Genomic DNA, 15,697 nt, shown 5'->3' with positions numbered 1-15,697 from the left:
TTACCCACATCTTCCCCAGGTTCTTTGACTGCTTGAATTTGTTAATTGGGTGGATGCCAACCGGCTGTCACCCAATTTTTCCGGACAGTAACAGCTAAATTATTATTTAATTTTAGGGCAGAGATGGTCGCCCGACCACAAGGGGTGAGACCGATAATTTCTGTCCCCTCTGTACTCCAAGTAAAATGATTTATCCACTCCTGTTGACGAGGATTAAATAAGGAAACAGTTTCCCCTGATTGAGGATCGACACCGACTGTTTGTATCCACTTATATTGATTACATAATTCACAGGCTAAACAGAGATTATCTTCTGTGTTACTTCCTCCTTTGGCTAGAGGATGTATATGATCAATTTGTAATCTCCCCATCATATAATCTTGATGGCTGAGGCAATATTCACAGCGATTACCGGCTCTTGTGCGAATCTTTTGGCGGAGAGTTTCAGAGATAAAACTCATGGAGATAAAGGGGTTCTTAATCCTCGGCGAACGGCTTCAGCCAATCCGGCTGATTTGCGGAATTGCCCAACTTGATAAATTGATAGTAAGATTAATAGTTCATAACGTTCTGATTCGGTCAAACCCATAGTTTTCCCTTTAGCTTGGAGTTCACCGAGACGTTGATTTTGTCCTGCCTCCATTTTTAAATTAGCTAATTCAATGACATCTTCATTGGCAAGCTGAGAAATTTCCGAATCCGTGATTTCCGATAAATTATTAAATGTTGGTAAAATAATTTCGAGGGTATCGACTAAAACCTCAGATAGATTTCGCGCTGTAGCGGCTCCCAGATATTGAGCCGATTCAACTAAACCTTCGGGTACGTTAATAGTTATTCTCACAGTTATGATCAAGTAATTAGGGGTTGCCTCTATTCTCATTATAGAGCAGTAGCTTGAACCGAAAACCTTGTATCTGATGGATTGTTTATCGGGCGAAAAGCAAGTGGATACAATTTTGTATTCCATAAACGTGAAAAGTGCTGTCAGCCGTTCAAGAACTAATCCGCCGTTGATATTCCTGCTCTGTGATTAAGTCTTGGGTACTCTCCACCCGGTCTACAAACACAAGACCATTGAGATGATCATATTCATGCTGAACGATTCTTGCCACAAAATCGGTTAACTGTTGTTGCTGCGGCTTACCCTGTTGATTGGTGTACTCTACCTCAATCGCCTGATACCTCGGCACTAACCCGCGAATACCGGGAATACTTAAGCAGCCTTCCCAACCTTTGACCATCTCATCTGAGTGAGCCACAATCTGCGGATTGATCATCGCTGTTGGTTCCATCGTCGGGGCATTCGGATACCGGGGATTGGGACGAGACGCTACGATAAACAAACGGCAGGATTGAGACACTTGAGGTGCAGCAATTCCTACACCGTTGGCAGCTAACGCCTTTGCCTTGAGAGCCTCAATCAGCTTTTGTATGGATTCATCCTGAACATTATCAATGGGTTGAGCGAGCTGGCGTAAGATAGGATTGCCTAACTGAGCGATTTCTAGGGATTGGGTCATAATGGGGTGAAATTAACCTGGACAGTTGCTATTTATTCAATGCTAAATCGCTATATATATCAATGTGCGCCGGAATATCTTGCTCATAGCTCGAATTAGGAGAACAAGCAACAATTACCGACAATAGAGGAATGCCCGTGGAAATGTCCCCCGAACAGCTCTGGATACAGGTATTGGAGCGTTTACAACTCCAACTCAGCCGACCCACCTTTGAAACCTGGCTCAAGGGAACAACCGCTCAGCAGCTCGACCAGAATTGCTTAGTGGTTTGTACCCCCAATCCCTTTGCCAGAAATTGGTTGCAAAAGTATTACATCAAAACAATCACTGATGTGGTGCAGGAGATCCTGGGACAATCGGTGGACATTTACCTTACCGTGATCACTGACAACGACAACACTACAATCAGCGATACAGGTATTTCCTGGTCGCCTCCGGTTGCCACCAACCCCGATACCGAACGTCCATCCCATCAACTCCCTAAACCCACAGAGTTAAATCAGAAGTACGTGTTTTCTCGCTTCGTGGTTGGTTCCAATAATCGCATGGCTCATGCGGCGGCGTTGGCTGTAGCCGAATCACCAGGGCGGGAGTTTAATCCTCTGTTTTTGTGTGGGGGCGTTGGTTTGGGGAAAACTCACTTAATGCAAGCGATCGCGCATTTCCGGTTGGAGAATTCTCCTAGTTCTAAAATCTTCTATGTGTCTACCGAACACTTTACCAATGACCTGATTGCCGCCATCCGCAAAGATAGTATGCAAAGTTTTCGGGAACACTATCGAGCGGCTGAGGTGCTGTTGATTGATGATATTCAGTTTATCGAAGGAAAAGAATATACTCAGGAAGAATTTTTTCATACGTTCAATACCTTACACGAAGCCGGTAAACAAATCGTCTTGGCATCCGATCGCCCGCCGCATCAGATTAGCCGCTTGCAAGAACGGCTATGTTCTCGCTTTTCAATGGGGTTAATCGCCGATATTCAGCCGCCTGACTTGGAAACCCGGATGGCAATTTTGCAAAAAAAGGCAGAGTATGAAAACATCCGGTTGCCGCGATCGGTGGTCGAGTATATTGCAACTCAATATAAATCGAATATTCGGGAACTCGAAGGGGCATTAATTCGAGTCGTCGCCTATATCTCGATTTCGGGAGTACCGATGAGTGTCGAGAACATTGCACCAATTTTGAATCCGCGAACCCCAACCGTACAAGCTGCACCGGAAATCATTTTGACCACCGTTGCCGATGCCTTTAACGTTTCGCTTGAAGACTTGAAAGGAAACTCCCGCCGCCGAGAAATTAGTTGGTCTCGGCAAATTGCCATGTATCTGATGCGGCAGCATACGGACTTGAGCTTACCCCGAATCGGTGAAGAATTTGGCGGTAAAGACCATACCACGGTTATGTATAGCTGCGATAAGATTACTCAATTACGAGAACGCGATCCCAGCGTGGCACAGAAACTGAGTCAATTGAGCGATCGCATTAATTTGGCAAGTCAAACTCAAAGCTAAGCTTAAAGGGAACAGGGAATGGGGAACAGGAAACTGTGCAGGTAGAGTGTAGGGTGTAGGGGCGGGTTGGACAGATAACATTTTGCGCCTTTCGGTGAAACTCGACTAAACCCGCCCTGGGCAGAAAAATTCCCGCAATTTTCCACAACCTTTTCCACAAGGACTCCATTCCTAAAACACGAAGAATTCAGGAATTGACAATCATCTGAGTCTAGTTTTTCCACAGTTTCCCCAAGGTCTGAATTCCATGCTAGAGTTGCCTCTGGATAGATGAGAGAGCCACGATTGTGCCTCATGTAGAGTCCAACTCATATCTCCCTGACTCTCCTTGACGAGAATTCTAGCTGTGCCAAACATTGACGATTCCTTCTATGAAACTAACTTGTACCCAAAGTGAACTCAATACCAATCTTTCTCTCGTAAGTCGGGCGGTTCCCTCACGTCCCACCCATCCGGTACTGGGTAATGTGTTACTCCAAGCCGATGCGAAAAATCAGCGAGTGAGTTTAACCGCCTTCGACTTGAGTCTAGGTCTGCAAACCAGTTTCAACGCCAACGTCGAAGCGGATGGTGCGATCGCGATTCCGGCTAAACTGTTCAATGACATTGTTTCCCGTTTGCCAGAGGGAGACATTACTCTCGAAGACTCCCTCTCCGAAGCGGAGAGTGATGCAGACACCGAAAGCCTATCGATCACCTTAACCTCGACATCAGGACAATACAAAATGCGAGGAATGAACTCAGAGGACTTTCCCGAACTCCCCCAAATCGAAGATGGAATGGTGGTTAAACTCCCGGTTGAAGCCTTAATTGAAGGATTGGGCGGATCATTATTTGCCACCAGTGCCGATGAAACGAAACAGGTGCTGACCGGGGTGCATCTGATGGTACAAGAAGATAGTCTCGAATTTGCCGCGACTGATGGTCACCGACTAGCGGTTGTGGAAACTCTTAACGCTAAACCAACCAGTGAGGAAAGCCAAGAGGATGAAGAGAAACCCGCCTCTGAAGATACCATATCGTCCTTTGAGCTAACCGTACCCGCTAGAACCTTAAGGGAACTTGAACGGATGTTAGGACTCTCTGAATCAAGCGATACCGTCGCCTTACAGTTTGAGGTGGGTCAAATTATCTTCCAAGGGGGTAATCATCGCTTGACCAGTCGAACCTTAGAGGGACAATATCCCGCTTACCGCCAACTCATCCCCGGTCAGTTTCAGCGTCAGGTGGCTATTCCTCGGCGTCAATTACTGAGTGCGGTTGAGCGAATTGCAGTTTTGGCTGATCAGAAGAATAATATCGTCAAGTTTGATATTGATGCCCAGGCGCAAACCATTGATCTGACCGTGGAAACTCAAGATGTTGGCAGTGCGAGAGAGTCACTATCAGCACAAGTTACGGGTGAAAGTATTGAGATTGCCTTTAATGTGAAGTACTTAATTGATGGCTTGAAGGCGCTGTCTACGTCAGATATTCAGCTCCAAATGAATGCGGCGAATACTCCAGTGATTCTCACACCTCTGGGTGGCTTAAAAATGACCTACCTGATTATGCCTGTGCAAATCCGGGATTGAGGTTTTTGTCTAGGGTTCATTGTTCATAGTTCATTGGTTCTTACTCTGTAGTTGCCTTGGACGATGAACGATGAGCTTTTTGAAACCATTCTTGATATCTGCTATTATCTATAAGCGAATTTTGCCTTTGAGAAGGTGCTATGGAATAGTGGAGTCAGCAAATGGTAAAAACCGACACGATTCTTTTATTGTAGTCCATTATACAGTTATCTAGCCAACCTAAAGTAAAGGATGAGTAAAAAAACAAGGCTGACAAATATGCCCAGCAAAGATTATTAGTTCAAAACTGATTTAGACCCGCTAGATCTTGCCATCAATAATTTTTTACCAACTTGAATCTGTCTTTGGGGTGCAATAGACAGACCCTTATAAGCCAGACAAGCGGCAATCAGGGTTCAATTTAAACATTTGCCGGACTTTTATATAAACTTTACAAAGTCTTCATTGTCCATTTACAAAGTCTTCATCATTACTTAACTTAATACTCCTGTCTCATTTTCAAATTCTTGATAACTGTAATGTAAACAGCAAGTTAAGCCAGCCAGGGTTCATAAGCGTGCTTACCTTCCCAATAGTCAATGATTAATCTGTGATGCAACCCGTAATCGATAAACAAGTTATCGTATCTGACCATGTGGTGACCATGGTGTTCACAGACCTAGTTAGTTCCACAGCGGTCAAAAAATATTTAAAGGGAAATGACATCACTACCCGCAATCGCCTCTACTTTGACACGATTCTCAAACCCCATCGCCAGCGTGTTGAAGCAAATTTAGTGGCTTACGGAGGGCGTGTAGTCAAGACCGAAGGTGACGCTTACTTTGTGGTTTTCGCCAATGCATCTCAAGCAGCTCAGTGGGCGGTGGCGCTGCAAATTAGTCACACCTGTGAACCCATTGACACCCCCCTGGGTCCGTTACAAGTCAGAATTGGCATGCACACCGGGAGTCCCTTACCCGACGGTGATGATTTTATTGGCGAGGAAGTTGACTACGCGGCTCGGGTGTCCTCACTTGCCCATGGGGGACAAATTCTGCTGTCGGAAGTGACAACAGACTTGATTCACGATGCGGGAATTACAGACTTAACCATTATCTCCCGTGGCAATCACTACTTAAAGGGTATCGGCAAAGCGCCGATTTTTGAACTGCTCTATCTCAAAAAACAGCAACGACAGCGTAAAAAACCCCGATCTTGGAAATCTCGGGGTCTTCAACTGTTGGCAAGTATAACCGGTGTCGGCGTGGCAATGGGTGTTGGTTTGACAGGTATGCTACAGCCTTTGGAACTGAAGGCGTTTGACCACTTGATGCAAATCCGTCCTCAACAGGAAAGTCCTGACCCACGCCTGCTGATAATTACCATTACAGGGGGTGATGTTCAAGCTCAATCCTCTGCCCAACGGCAAGGGTTATCCTTGTCGAATGCTAAACTGGCTCAACTCCTGGAAAAATTAGCCCAATACCAACCACGAGTCATTGGTTTAGACCTCTATCGCGATTTTCCAGTAGAACCTCAGTATCGTGATTTAGCGAATCGTTTACGCCAAGACAAGCGTTTAATAACCGTCTGTAAGGTGGGAGATACAACTGATAATCCGGGGATTTCGCCTCCTCCAGATATTCCTCCAGACTCTTTACCCGAACGAGTTGGGTTTAGTGATGTCATTTTAGACCCAGATGGCGTTGTGCGTCGTCATCTTCTGGGTTTAGCGCCTCCTGACCAATCTGAATGTCAAATCAGTAACTCTCTGAGTCTAGTTATGGCTTTGCGTTACTTAGAAGAGGAGGGCATTACGGCTGAGTTGACTGCCAATAATGATTTGCAGATTGGTCAGGTTGTTTTCCCAACCCTAAAAAACAATAGTGGAGGGTATCAGAATATCGATGCTGGGGGTTATCAAATGTTACTGAATTATCGGGCGACGAGTTCAGTAGAAGCGATTTCGCGTACCTATACATTAAAAGAGGTACTTGAGGAAAATAAATTAACGCCTGAATTGGTCAAAGACCGTATCGTTTTCATTGGTACCGTTGATAAAACCTTTCACGATATTCATGCCACGCCTTACAATCACAGCAACCGACCTGAGACGGCTGGGGTATTTCTGCAAGCCCAGATGACGAGTCAAATTATCAGTGCGGTTAAGGATGAGCGACCTCTTTTGGTGTGGTGGCCCGAGTGGGCTGAATATGTTTGGATTGGGGCTTGGTCTGTTGTGGCGGGTTTAGTCAGTTGGCGTTTCCGTTCCCCTCTGTTGCTGGGCTTGGCAGTAGCCGGAATGCTAAGTGTTCTCTATGGCTGCTCTTATGTGATCTTTATCCAAGGAATTTGGGTGCCGATGATACCATCGGGTATTGCGATCGTTGTCACCAGTGGTATGGTTAGTGTGTATTTTTCCCATCCTAGTTTAAAGTACTGGATCTGAGACCCAGGTAAGCCTAGTAGAGACGTGCCATGGCACGTCTCTACAATGGTGCCGAAAGTCCTAATCGATGTGTCTACTGCTATAAATGGAAACAATTAAACGGGCTAGGAGGGATTCGAACCCCCGACACCGTGGTCCGTAGCCACGTGCTCTAGTCCACTGAGCTACAAGCCCTAGCTGTGAGTTATTCACTCACCGATTACTTACAATATCATATCTTTATCCAATGATGCAAGACTCTTCTCAAAAATCATCCCTCAGCCATCTAAATTCTCAGGGTCAAGCCCAAATGGTCGATGTTTCTAGCAAACCCGCTACCCGTCGCCAAGCTGTCGCAGCGGCTCAAGTACGGATGCAAACGGCGACATTCCAAGCGATTGAAACAGGCAATGCGCCCAAAGGAGATGTTTTAGCCACCGCCCGACTAGCTGGAATTATGGCAGCCAAGCAGACGGCAAACCTGATCCCGTTGTGTCATCCCTTACCCTTACACCAAGTCGAGATACAAATCCAACCGGATGCTCAATTACCGGGGTATCAGATTCAGGCATCGGTGACAACAAAAGCCGAAACCGGGGTGGAAATGGAAGCCTTGACAGCCGTTTCCGTTGCCGCCCTGACGCTGTACGATATGGCAAAAGCCTTGGAGAAATCCATTCAAATTGAATCCATCCGCCTGTTGAGTAAGACGGGTGGCAAATCCGGCGAGTATCAATCCCCCAGTTGAGCGAAATCCCCCAGCTTCCCCTGCTCCCCCTGCTCCCCCTGCTCCCCCTGCTCCCCCTGCTCCCCCTGCTCCCCCTGCTCCCCCTGCTCCCCCTGCTCCCCCTGCTCCCCCCTATCCTCTACGTCTATTGGCGTAGGTAATTTCCGTAAATATACTGATGTCTATCATCCTCGCCTGCATTTACAGTAAAGTTTGGTTCGCTAGGTTGACTGAGTAGATTAGCCAAAACGAGCATTCTACTTTTTATATTTTGTAGCAGGAGGTTAGTCATCAATGATTTACTGTATAGGTATTATTTACTTAACAATGGCAACTCATTTGTTTACAAAGTGGTTTGAGTTGGCTGATGACATGAGGAATTTATCTGAGCAACAAAAAGTCCTCTCATGGATCACGCTGATTGTTGCGGCTGTATTTTGGCCCCTAGTAATACCTATTGCTTACACAAAGCTGGTGAAAGCTCAAACCTCTAAAAGACTAATTTGAACAAAGTCATATCCTAGAAAATTGACCAAAGTGGGTGGGTTTAAAAAATTTTAATCACCGGATAGAGTAACTAAGTAGGTTGGTGGAAATAAACTTAACTAGATTAAGTTATGTAAACAAGCCTCAAACCCTTACTGTTCCCTGTTCCCTGTTCCCTAATCTCCACCGCTAACTTTAATTGTGTCCACCTACTTATCAAATTTAGATAGTATGGCTTCAGCCCAAGGGAACACAGACAGGTAAGCTGTCATGCATTTAAATTGGGTATTAGTAGCGAGCAAGATGCTCGCACTACCATCCTTTCGCCATTATTGATATTAACGTTTAAATGCCGAACAGCTTAGGAGTTGGTTTCACTTACTTGAGATAACAACTAAACTGTGATGAAATTTGCAGATGTAAGTGTTGTGGTATCAAACCAACTCAAAACTGCTAGGGTTTGATTTCCTACCCAAATCTCTTCCCCAGAGAATGTCAATTGATCAAACATTAATCCTCCCGTCAAGCCGATTTTATCCCCTTGACCGATATTAAAATCGGTAATCATATCGATACTTCCATCTAGCGCTAAGACAAAGGTATCGGCACCTAAACCACCGTTGAGAATATCATCACCTAAACCGCCATTGAGGATATCCTCGCCAAAGGAACCATCGATTTGATCCCAACCATCTAAGCCGTTGATGCGATCATTTCCGGCGCTACCAATTAAGAAGTCATCGTTATCTGTACCGTCGATATTTTTCCCCACAGCCACGGTGACGGTAGCGGTATTGGTAAGACTACCATCACTGAGGGTATAGGTAAAGCTACCATTGCCACTAAAGCCCTGGTTGGGGGTAAAGATGATCAAATCATCGGTGGTATCATTGGGTGTATTGTTATCATCAAATACCGCTGTACCATTGGTTTCATTGCTAACCCCGGTAATAGTCAGAGAGGATTTAGCACTGTCAATATCTCGGTCATTTCTCAGTAGGGTACTGGTTTGAATCGTGACAGGGGTATCTTGGGCAGTGGTGGTGCGATCGCGTGTTCCGATTGGGTTATCATTGACTCCTGTTAGGGTAATCGTGATATCGGCGGTGACACCATCTAAGGCGCTAACTGTAAAGGTTTCAGTTTGGGTTTCCGCTTCACCGAGATATTGCACGGCACTGTTATCCACACTATAGGTGAAGCTGCCAGTATCGGTGATGGTTAAACTGCCTAAATTACTGGGTGCTGAAATTACCGTGGTACTGAATTTATCTTCGCCAGTGTCGGTATCGGTGACAGTTAGAGAACCCGTTGCGGTTAAGCTGGGGGTGCTACTATCTTCAATAACCGAGGCTTCCGCAATTCCCGTAATTACCGCCTGGTTATTTACCCCAGTTACGGTAATCGTGGCGGTGGCGCTACTGGTTTCCCCTTTCTCATCACTGATGGTATAAGTAAAGCTATCGGTGGCAGTTTGATTGACGCCGAGGGAGGCAAATTGACCATTGGGATTATAGGTATAACTGCCATCACTATTTAAGGTTAATAGTGCGCCACTGGTTAGGGTAATCTCGTTGCCGATATCAGTCTGATTACCATTAATATCTACCACTGTCAATACTGCAGTAGCATCGGCATCACTATCGTTGGTTAAAACATTGCCAGTCAGGGCAGTATTTTCATCGGTGGTGGGATTGTCATCTGTGGCGGTGGGTGTATCGTTGACGCCGGTAATCGTAATCGTGATATCTTCCGAGGCGGTGCCATCCAGGGAAGTAACGGTGAAGGTTTCGGTTTGGGTTTCGGCTGCACCCAGATATTGTACGGCGCTATTATCCACACTATAGGTGAAGCTGCCGGTATCGGTAATGGTTAAATTGCCCAGATTACTGGGTGTCGAAGTGACAGTGGTACTGAATTTATCTTCATCGCTATCGGTATCGGTGATACTGAGGGAACCGGTTGCGGTTAAGGTGGGAGTATTACTATCTTCGGTAACCGCCCCTGCAGCGATACCTGTAATTGTGGCTGGATTGTTAATACCTGTAACTTCAATCGTGGCAATGGCATGACTGATACCGCCATTCCCGTCACTAACTGTATAAGCAAAGCCGTCTATCTCGGTTTGATTGGCACCCAGGAATTCAAATTGATTGTTGGGATTGTAGGTGAATGTGCCATCGGTGTTGAGGGTGAGTAATGCACCGGAAAATAGTGTTACGGGTTTGCCCACTGCCCTGGGTGTACCATTAAGTTTGGCGATGGTGAGGATATCGCTATTGTCGATATCGGTATCATTGGTGAGAACATTCCCGGTGATGGCAGTATCTTCGTCTGTGGTGGGATTGTCATCAGTGGCGGTGGGATTATCGTTGGCGCCAGTAATCGTAATGGTGATATCTTCCGAGGCGGTGCCATCCAGGGAGGTAACGGTAAAGGTTTCGGTTTGGGTTTCTGTGGCGCTGAGATATTGGATGGCGCTATTGTCCACAGTATAGTTGAATGTTCCCGTATCCGTTAGGGTGAGACTGCCTAGATTATTAGGTGCAGCCGTTACCGTGGTGTTGAATACATTCTCTCCCGCATCGATATCATCCACAGTGAGGGAACCTGTGGTGGTAAGTATGGAGTTGCTGCTATCTTCGTTGACGGATGCCGTGGTGGTACCGGTAATCGTGGCGGGATTGTTTACCCCTGTATTTATCCCGGTAATTGTGACAATGATATCTTGAGAGGCTGTACCGTCGAGGGAGGTAACGGTAAAGGTTTCGGTTTTGGTTTGTTGGGTGCCGAGATAGGCAATGTCACTATTGGCAACGGTGTAGGTGAAGGTGCCGGTATCGGTGATGGTTAAGTTTCCCAGATTCCCGGTTTGGGAAGTGACGGCGGTGTTAAATTTAGTCTCTCCGGTATCGGTATCGGTGACAGAAAGGGAACCGGTGGCGGTGAGGGTAGAAAGGGTTTCACTTTCGGTGAGGGCGGCGGTGTTTGTGCCTGTAATCGTGGCGGTATCGTTAATCCCGTTAATTGTCACCACAATGGTTTGGCTGGCACTCCCATCAATGGATTCAACGGTGAAGCGATCGAGTTGGGTTTGCCCTGCACCGAGATATTGTACGCTGCTGTTGGCGACGGTGTAGGTAAAGCTGCCGGTTTCGGTAATGGTTAAGTTGCCGAGATTACCGACTGTGGGTGTGACGGTGGTGTTAAATTTGTCTTCACCGCTATCCGGATCAGTAACAGTTAAGGAACCGGTGGCGGTGAGATTGGGAGTATTGGCGTCTTCGGTAACCGAGGCGGTAGGATTGCCACTGATAACGGCTGTATCCCTATCACTACCGATTAATTGGAAAAGTTCCAGGGTGCCGTTTGAACCGATGTTGGTATGACCAAATACAACATAACTTTGTCCCGATTCGCTACCATTGATGTCAGCATCGGGGGCGCCAATGACTAAATCATCGATACCATCGGCGTTAATATCTCCTGCACCACTGACAGAAAAGCCAGAGTTATCATCGGCGGCGATACCGTTAATTTTAAATCCGTTTGTACCATCAAGGCTGGAGAGTTCAAGCGTGGCATTGAAACTGCTGGTTTTGCCAAATACAACATAGCTTTGTCCGGAATTGCTTTCTTTGGGATCTGCATTTGGTGCGCCGATAATTAAATCATCAATACCGTCTCCATTAACATCCCCGGCACTATTAACCGCATAGCCAGATTGATCATCGGCGGCGATACCATTAATTTGAAACCCGTTACTACCATTAAGGCTGGAGAGATCTAAGTTAGCACTAAAACCGCTGTTTGTACCGAAGACTACATAAGTTTGTCCGGAAGCGCTACCATTGGGATTAGCTTTGAGGGCGCCAATAATGACATCATCAATCCCATCTCCGTTGATATCCCCGGCGTGGTTAACAGACCAACCTGAATTATCATGGGGAGCGATACCATTAATTTTAAAGCCGTTGCTACCGTTAAGGCTGGAGAGACTAAGGTTAGTACCAAAGCCACTCAAGCTACTGTTCTTGCCGAATACGACATAGCTTTCCCCTGAATCCGCACCATGAGGATCAGCATATCTAGCGCCGATAATTACGTCATCAAAACCATCGTTATTAATATCCCCAGCGCGGCTGACAGAGTAGCCGGAATGATCAGAACTGTCGATACCTGTAATAGTAAAACCATTGCTGCCATTGAGGGTAGAGAGGTTTAGGTCAGGACTAAAGTCGCTGGTTTTACCAAATACCACATAGCTTCGCCCCCAATATCCTCTGTATCCAGCATTGACACCCCATGCCCCAATAATTAAATCATCAATGCCATCACCATTAACATCCCCAGCACCACTGACGGAAATGCCAGATTCATCACCGGCACTAACACCACTAATTTTAAACCCATTGTTGCCGTTGAGCGTAGAGAGGTCAAAGTTAGCGCCAAAGCCACTACTTTTGACAAACACCACATAACTCTGCCCGGAACGGCTACCGTTAGGATCAGCAAAGGGGGTACCGATAATCAGGTCATTAATCCCATCCCCGTTAATATCTCCCGCGTTACTTATCGAGATACCAGCTTGGTCATCCGCCGATATCCCATTAATTTTAAAGCCATTGCTACCATCTAGGGTAGAGAGGTCAAAACTGGAACTAAAGCCACTATTTTTGCCATAAACGATATAAATCTGCCCGGAATTACTGGCATTGGAATCAGCACCAGGGGCGCTAATGATCAAGTCATCAATCCCATCACCATTGATATCGCCAAAGCGGTTAACCGCATGACCTAAATTATCCCCAGGGGCAATCCCATTAATCTTAAATCCCAAAACCGGATTACTGGTATTATCGGGTTCTAAATTGGGGGCAAGATTGCCATAAATAACATAACTTTCCCCTGTATCGCTACCAATAATCACATCATCAATGTCATCCCCATTCACATCTCCGGCACTATTAACCGCATAGCCAGATTGATTATTGGCGGCAATTCCATTAATTTTATAGCCATTGCTACCATTCAGAGTAAACAGGTCAAAACTAGACCCAAAGCCACTACTTGTACCATAGACAACATAACTTTGTCCCGAATTATTACCATTCGGATCAGCCCCAGTGGCACCAATAATTAAATCATCAATCCCGTCTTGATTAATATCCCCCGCACCGCTAACGGAATCACCGGAATTATCAGTTGTGGTAATCCCATTGAGTTTAAACCCATTAACGCCATTTAGACTAGAAAGATTGAAGCTAGGACTAAATGTGCCAGTTTTACCAAAGATGACGTAACTTTGCCCCGAACTACTGCCATTGGGGTTAGCAAATTTGGCACCAACAATTAAATCATCAACTCCATCCCCATTGACATCCCCAACACCACTAACAGAAATGCCCGCGCGATCGCCTGCTTCAATGCCATTAATTGTAAACCCGTTACTACCATTCAGACTGGAGAGTTCTAGACTGGCACTAAACCCACTGTTCTTGCCAAAAACCACATAAGTTTGCCCAGAATTGCTCCCATTGGGGTCAGCATTAGGAGCGCCAATAACCAAATCATCGATACCATCGCCGTTAATGTCTCCCGCAGGACTAATCGACGTACCGGCTTGATCATCGGCGGCGATTCCTTTAATTTTAAAGCCATTCGTGCCATCTAAAGTGGAACTATCTAAGCTGGAGTTAAACCCACCATTTTTGCCAAAAATAACGTAAATTTCCCCAGAACTACTCCCATTAGGAGAAGCATCGCTGGCACCAATCATGAAGTCTTCAATGCCATCGCCGTTAACATCGCCCGCCGACTGAACAAATGTAGAACCGGAAATGTTATTAATGGTAAATCCATTGTTCCCATTGAGGCTGGAGACATTAAAGCTAGAAGTAAAGCCGGTGGTTTTGCCAAACAGGATGTAACTGTGCTCCAAACCGCCAATGAGTAGATCATTAATCCCATCGGCATTAATATCCCCAGCACTGCTAACGGTGGTGTTTCCGACGATTCCTTCAATCACAAAACCATTAGTCCCATCCAGACTGGAGACATTGCGAGTGAGATTAACATTGCTGCTGTCGCCAAATAGGACGTAGCTTTTGCCTAAATCGCCGATAATGATATCATCAATCCCGTCGCCATTGATATCTCCGGCGCTGTTAACGGATTTGGCGTTACTGGAAATTCCGTTAATTTTAAAGCCGTTGGTGCCATCGAGACTGGAGAGGTTGAAAAAGAAATTAGCCACAGTATTATCCAGTTTTATATTATATATAGATGTTGTTTCTGACTATCTCCCGAACAGGTGGAGCCTACCCGCTTGAAAGTCTTGAGTTAGCCAATGGTATTCGATATATGATAATGCTATTTTGAAAGCTATAATCTGAGTAATTAGAAAATTTAACCCGTTCTAATCTATAGTGATAATCTTTCTTATAAGTTAAAAATAGAAGTATCAGTTATGTTATTATAGTGTATCGGCAGACCTTATTTAATGTAGGGGCGCATGGCGTGCGCCCTTGACCAACCTGCGCCCAAGAAGTCGTAGAATTGACGAATTAATTGTAGGGGCACGGCAGTGCCCTGTTAAGGTAGTTTGGGCGATGAATTAGGCGTAGTTGAGCGGATGGGGGAAAGGCTCGCATCCCTGACTACGAACATCCGAATCACTGATAGTATAAGTAAACTGATCGGTTGCCGTTTGACCGACGCCGAAGCAAGCCAATTGACCATTGGAATTATTATGATCAGGATTACACTTGAACTTTCCTGCGAAACAGAAGCGAAACTCAGAGAAAGCCTTGCCCGTCATGACGCTACACAGATGCGCCAATTATTGGCTGAAGCGTTTACCTCCACAGTGGAGGCGTTGCTACAGCAAACATCTGAACCATCCAATGATGATCAGTTTGAGTTGATTGCCGATCAGTTAGCGGCAGAATTTGCCGCCTGTGTCGGATCGGATGCGCCCCTATTATCCGATTATGCGGTGAGTCGTGCAGGGATTTATCAGGATCATCCCTAGTTGTGATATATCTTGTAGACACAAATATCCTGCTACGCTTTGCTCAGCGTAATCATTCTCTACACCCTGTCGTGAGAACCGCTGTACGGAAACTTAGAAATGATCAACATCAGCTACAAATCACATCGCAAAATTGTGTAGAGTTTTGGAATGTGGTGACACGACCTAAACATAAAAATGGATTTGGTTTAACCCCTGCTGAAGCTGATCGACTTTTGCGTCTGATTGAACGTCTGTTCCCATTGTTACCTGATAGGCTGACACTCTACTCTGAATGGCGTCGGATTGTTTTGACACTCCCCGCCCTAAAAGTGCGGGGATTCTTCGTTCACAGATCCGGCTTGCTTTGACAGGATTTCTCCAATCAAAGTAGAGGTCGAGTCTCCAGAAGCGTTCGGATTTAAAATCCAAGTTCCGACATGCCCTGCCG

General features: G+C 45.8%; 9 protein-coding genes, 1 tRNA gene and 1 pseudogene. 5 read left to right on the top strand and 6 right to left on the bottom strand.

The window, feature by feature from the left end; all coding sequences use genetic code 11:
* Positions 1-41: 41 nt before the first annotated feature.
* The 3 genes from RIG27_RS09735 to def all read right to left on the bottom strand — a co-directional run bounded on the left by RIG27_RS09735 (position 42) and on the right by def (position 1,523).
* Positions 42-461, bottom strand: a complete 420-nt coding sequence (locus RIG27_RS09735; RefSeq protein WP_446344648.1) for an HNH endonuclease — start codon at positions 459-461, stop codon at positions 42-44.
* On the bottom strand, positions 458-883 hold the full coding sequence (locus tag RIG27_RS09730) for a hypothetical protein (protein WP_446344646.1): 426 nt from the start codon (positions 881-883) through the stop codon (positions 458-460). Before RIG27_RS09730 ends, RIG27_RS09735 begins: the two co-directional genes overlap by 4 nt.
* Before the next feature lie 112 nt (positions 884-995).
* Entirely contained in the window at positions 996-1,523 is a 528-nt protein-coding gene (gene def / locus RIG27_RS09725; protein ID WP_446343236.1) for a peptide deformylase, read from the bottom strand.
* A 137-nt stretch (positions 1,524-1,660) separates the two neighbouring features.
* Here def and dnaA point away from each other — a divergent pair, with 137 nt between their 5' ends.
* The 3 genes from dnaA to RIG27_RS09710 all read left to right on the top strand — a co-directional run bounded on the left by dnaA (position 1,661) and on the right by RIG27_RS09710 (position 7,042).
* Complete coding sequence (gene dnaA / locus RIG27_RS09720) at positions 1,661-3,040, top strand: chromosomal replication initiator protein DnaA (RefSeq protein ID WP_446343251.1); 1,380 nt, start codon at positions 1,661-1,663, stop codon at positions 3,038-3,040.
* Between the two features lie 371 nt (positions 3,041-3,411).
* Positions 3,412-4,614 carry a DNA polymerase III subunit beta gene (gene dnaN, locus RIG27_RS09715; RefSeq protein ID WP_446344643.1) on the top strand — a complete coding sequence of 401 codons (1,203 nt, stop codon included), beginning with the start codon at positions 3,412-3,414 and terminating at the stop codon, positions 4,612-4,614.
* A 592-nt stretch (positions 4,615-5,206) separates the two neighbouring features.
* Positions 5,207-7,042 carry a CHASE2 domain-containing protein gene (locus RIG27_RS09710; protein ID WP_446344641.1) on the top strand — a complete coding sequence of 612 codons (1,836 nt, stop codon included), beginning with the start codon at positions 5,207-5,209 and terminating at the stop codon, positions 7,040-7,042.
* A 100-nt stretch (positions 7,043-7,142) separates the two neighbouring features.
* Here the strand turns inward: RIG27_RS09710 and RIG27_RS09705 are convergent.
* Positions 7,143-7,216 (bottom strand) — tRNA-Arg (locus RIG27_RS09705).
* A 52-nt stretch (positions 7,217-7,268) separates the two neighbouring features.
* Here RIG27_RS09705 and moaC point away from each other — a divergent pair.
* Complete coding sequence (moaC, locus tag RIG27_RS09700; RefSeq protein WP_446343242.1) at positions 7,269-7,769, top strand: cyclic pyranopterin monophosphate synthase MoaC; 501 nt, start codon at positions 7,269-7,271, stop codon at positions 7,767-7,769.
* An 859-nt stretch (positions 7,770-8,628) separates the two neighbouring features.
* Here the strand turns inward: moaC and RIG27_RS09695 are convergent.
* Entirely contained in the window at positions 8,629-14,490 is a 5,862-nt protein-coding gene (locus RIG27_RS09695; protein WP_446344639.1) for a beta strand repeat-containing protein, read from the bottom strand.
* Positions 14,491-14,985: 495 nt separating this feature from the next.
* Between RIG27_RS09695 and RIG27_RS09690 the strand changes: the two genes are divergently transcribed.
* Complete coding sequence (locus RIG27_RS09690) at positions 14,986-15,267, top strand: hypothetical protein (RefSeq protein WP_446344637.1); 282 nt, start codon at positions 14,986-14,988, stop codon at positions 15,265-15,267.
* 305 nt (positions 15,268-15,572) lie between these two features.
* Here RIG27_RS09690 and RIG27_RS09685 read toward each other — a convergent pair.
* Positions 15,573-15,697 (bottom strand): annotated as a pseudogene (locus RIG27_RS09685) (transposase); the annotation flags it as partial.

It is taken from the genome of Coleofasciculus sp. F4-SAH-05, from assembly GCF_040222985.1.
Classification (GTDB): Bacteria; Cyanobacteriota; Cyanobacteriia; order Cyanobacteriales; family Coleofasciculaceae; genus Coleofasciculus; species Coleofasciculus chthonoplastes.
Note: the sequence above shows the minus strand (reverse complement) of the source record. Positions and strands in the feature narration are given on the sequence as shown.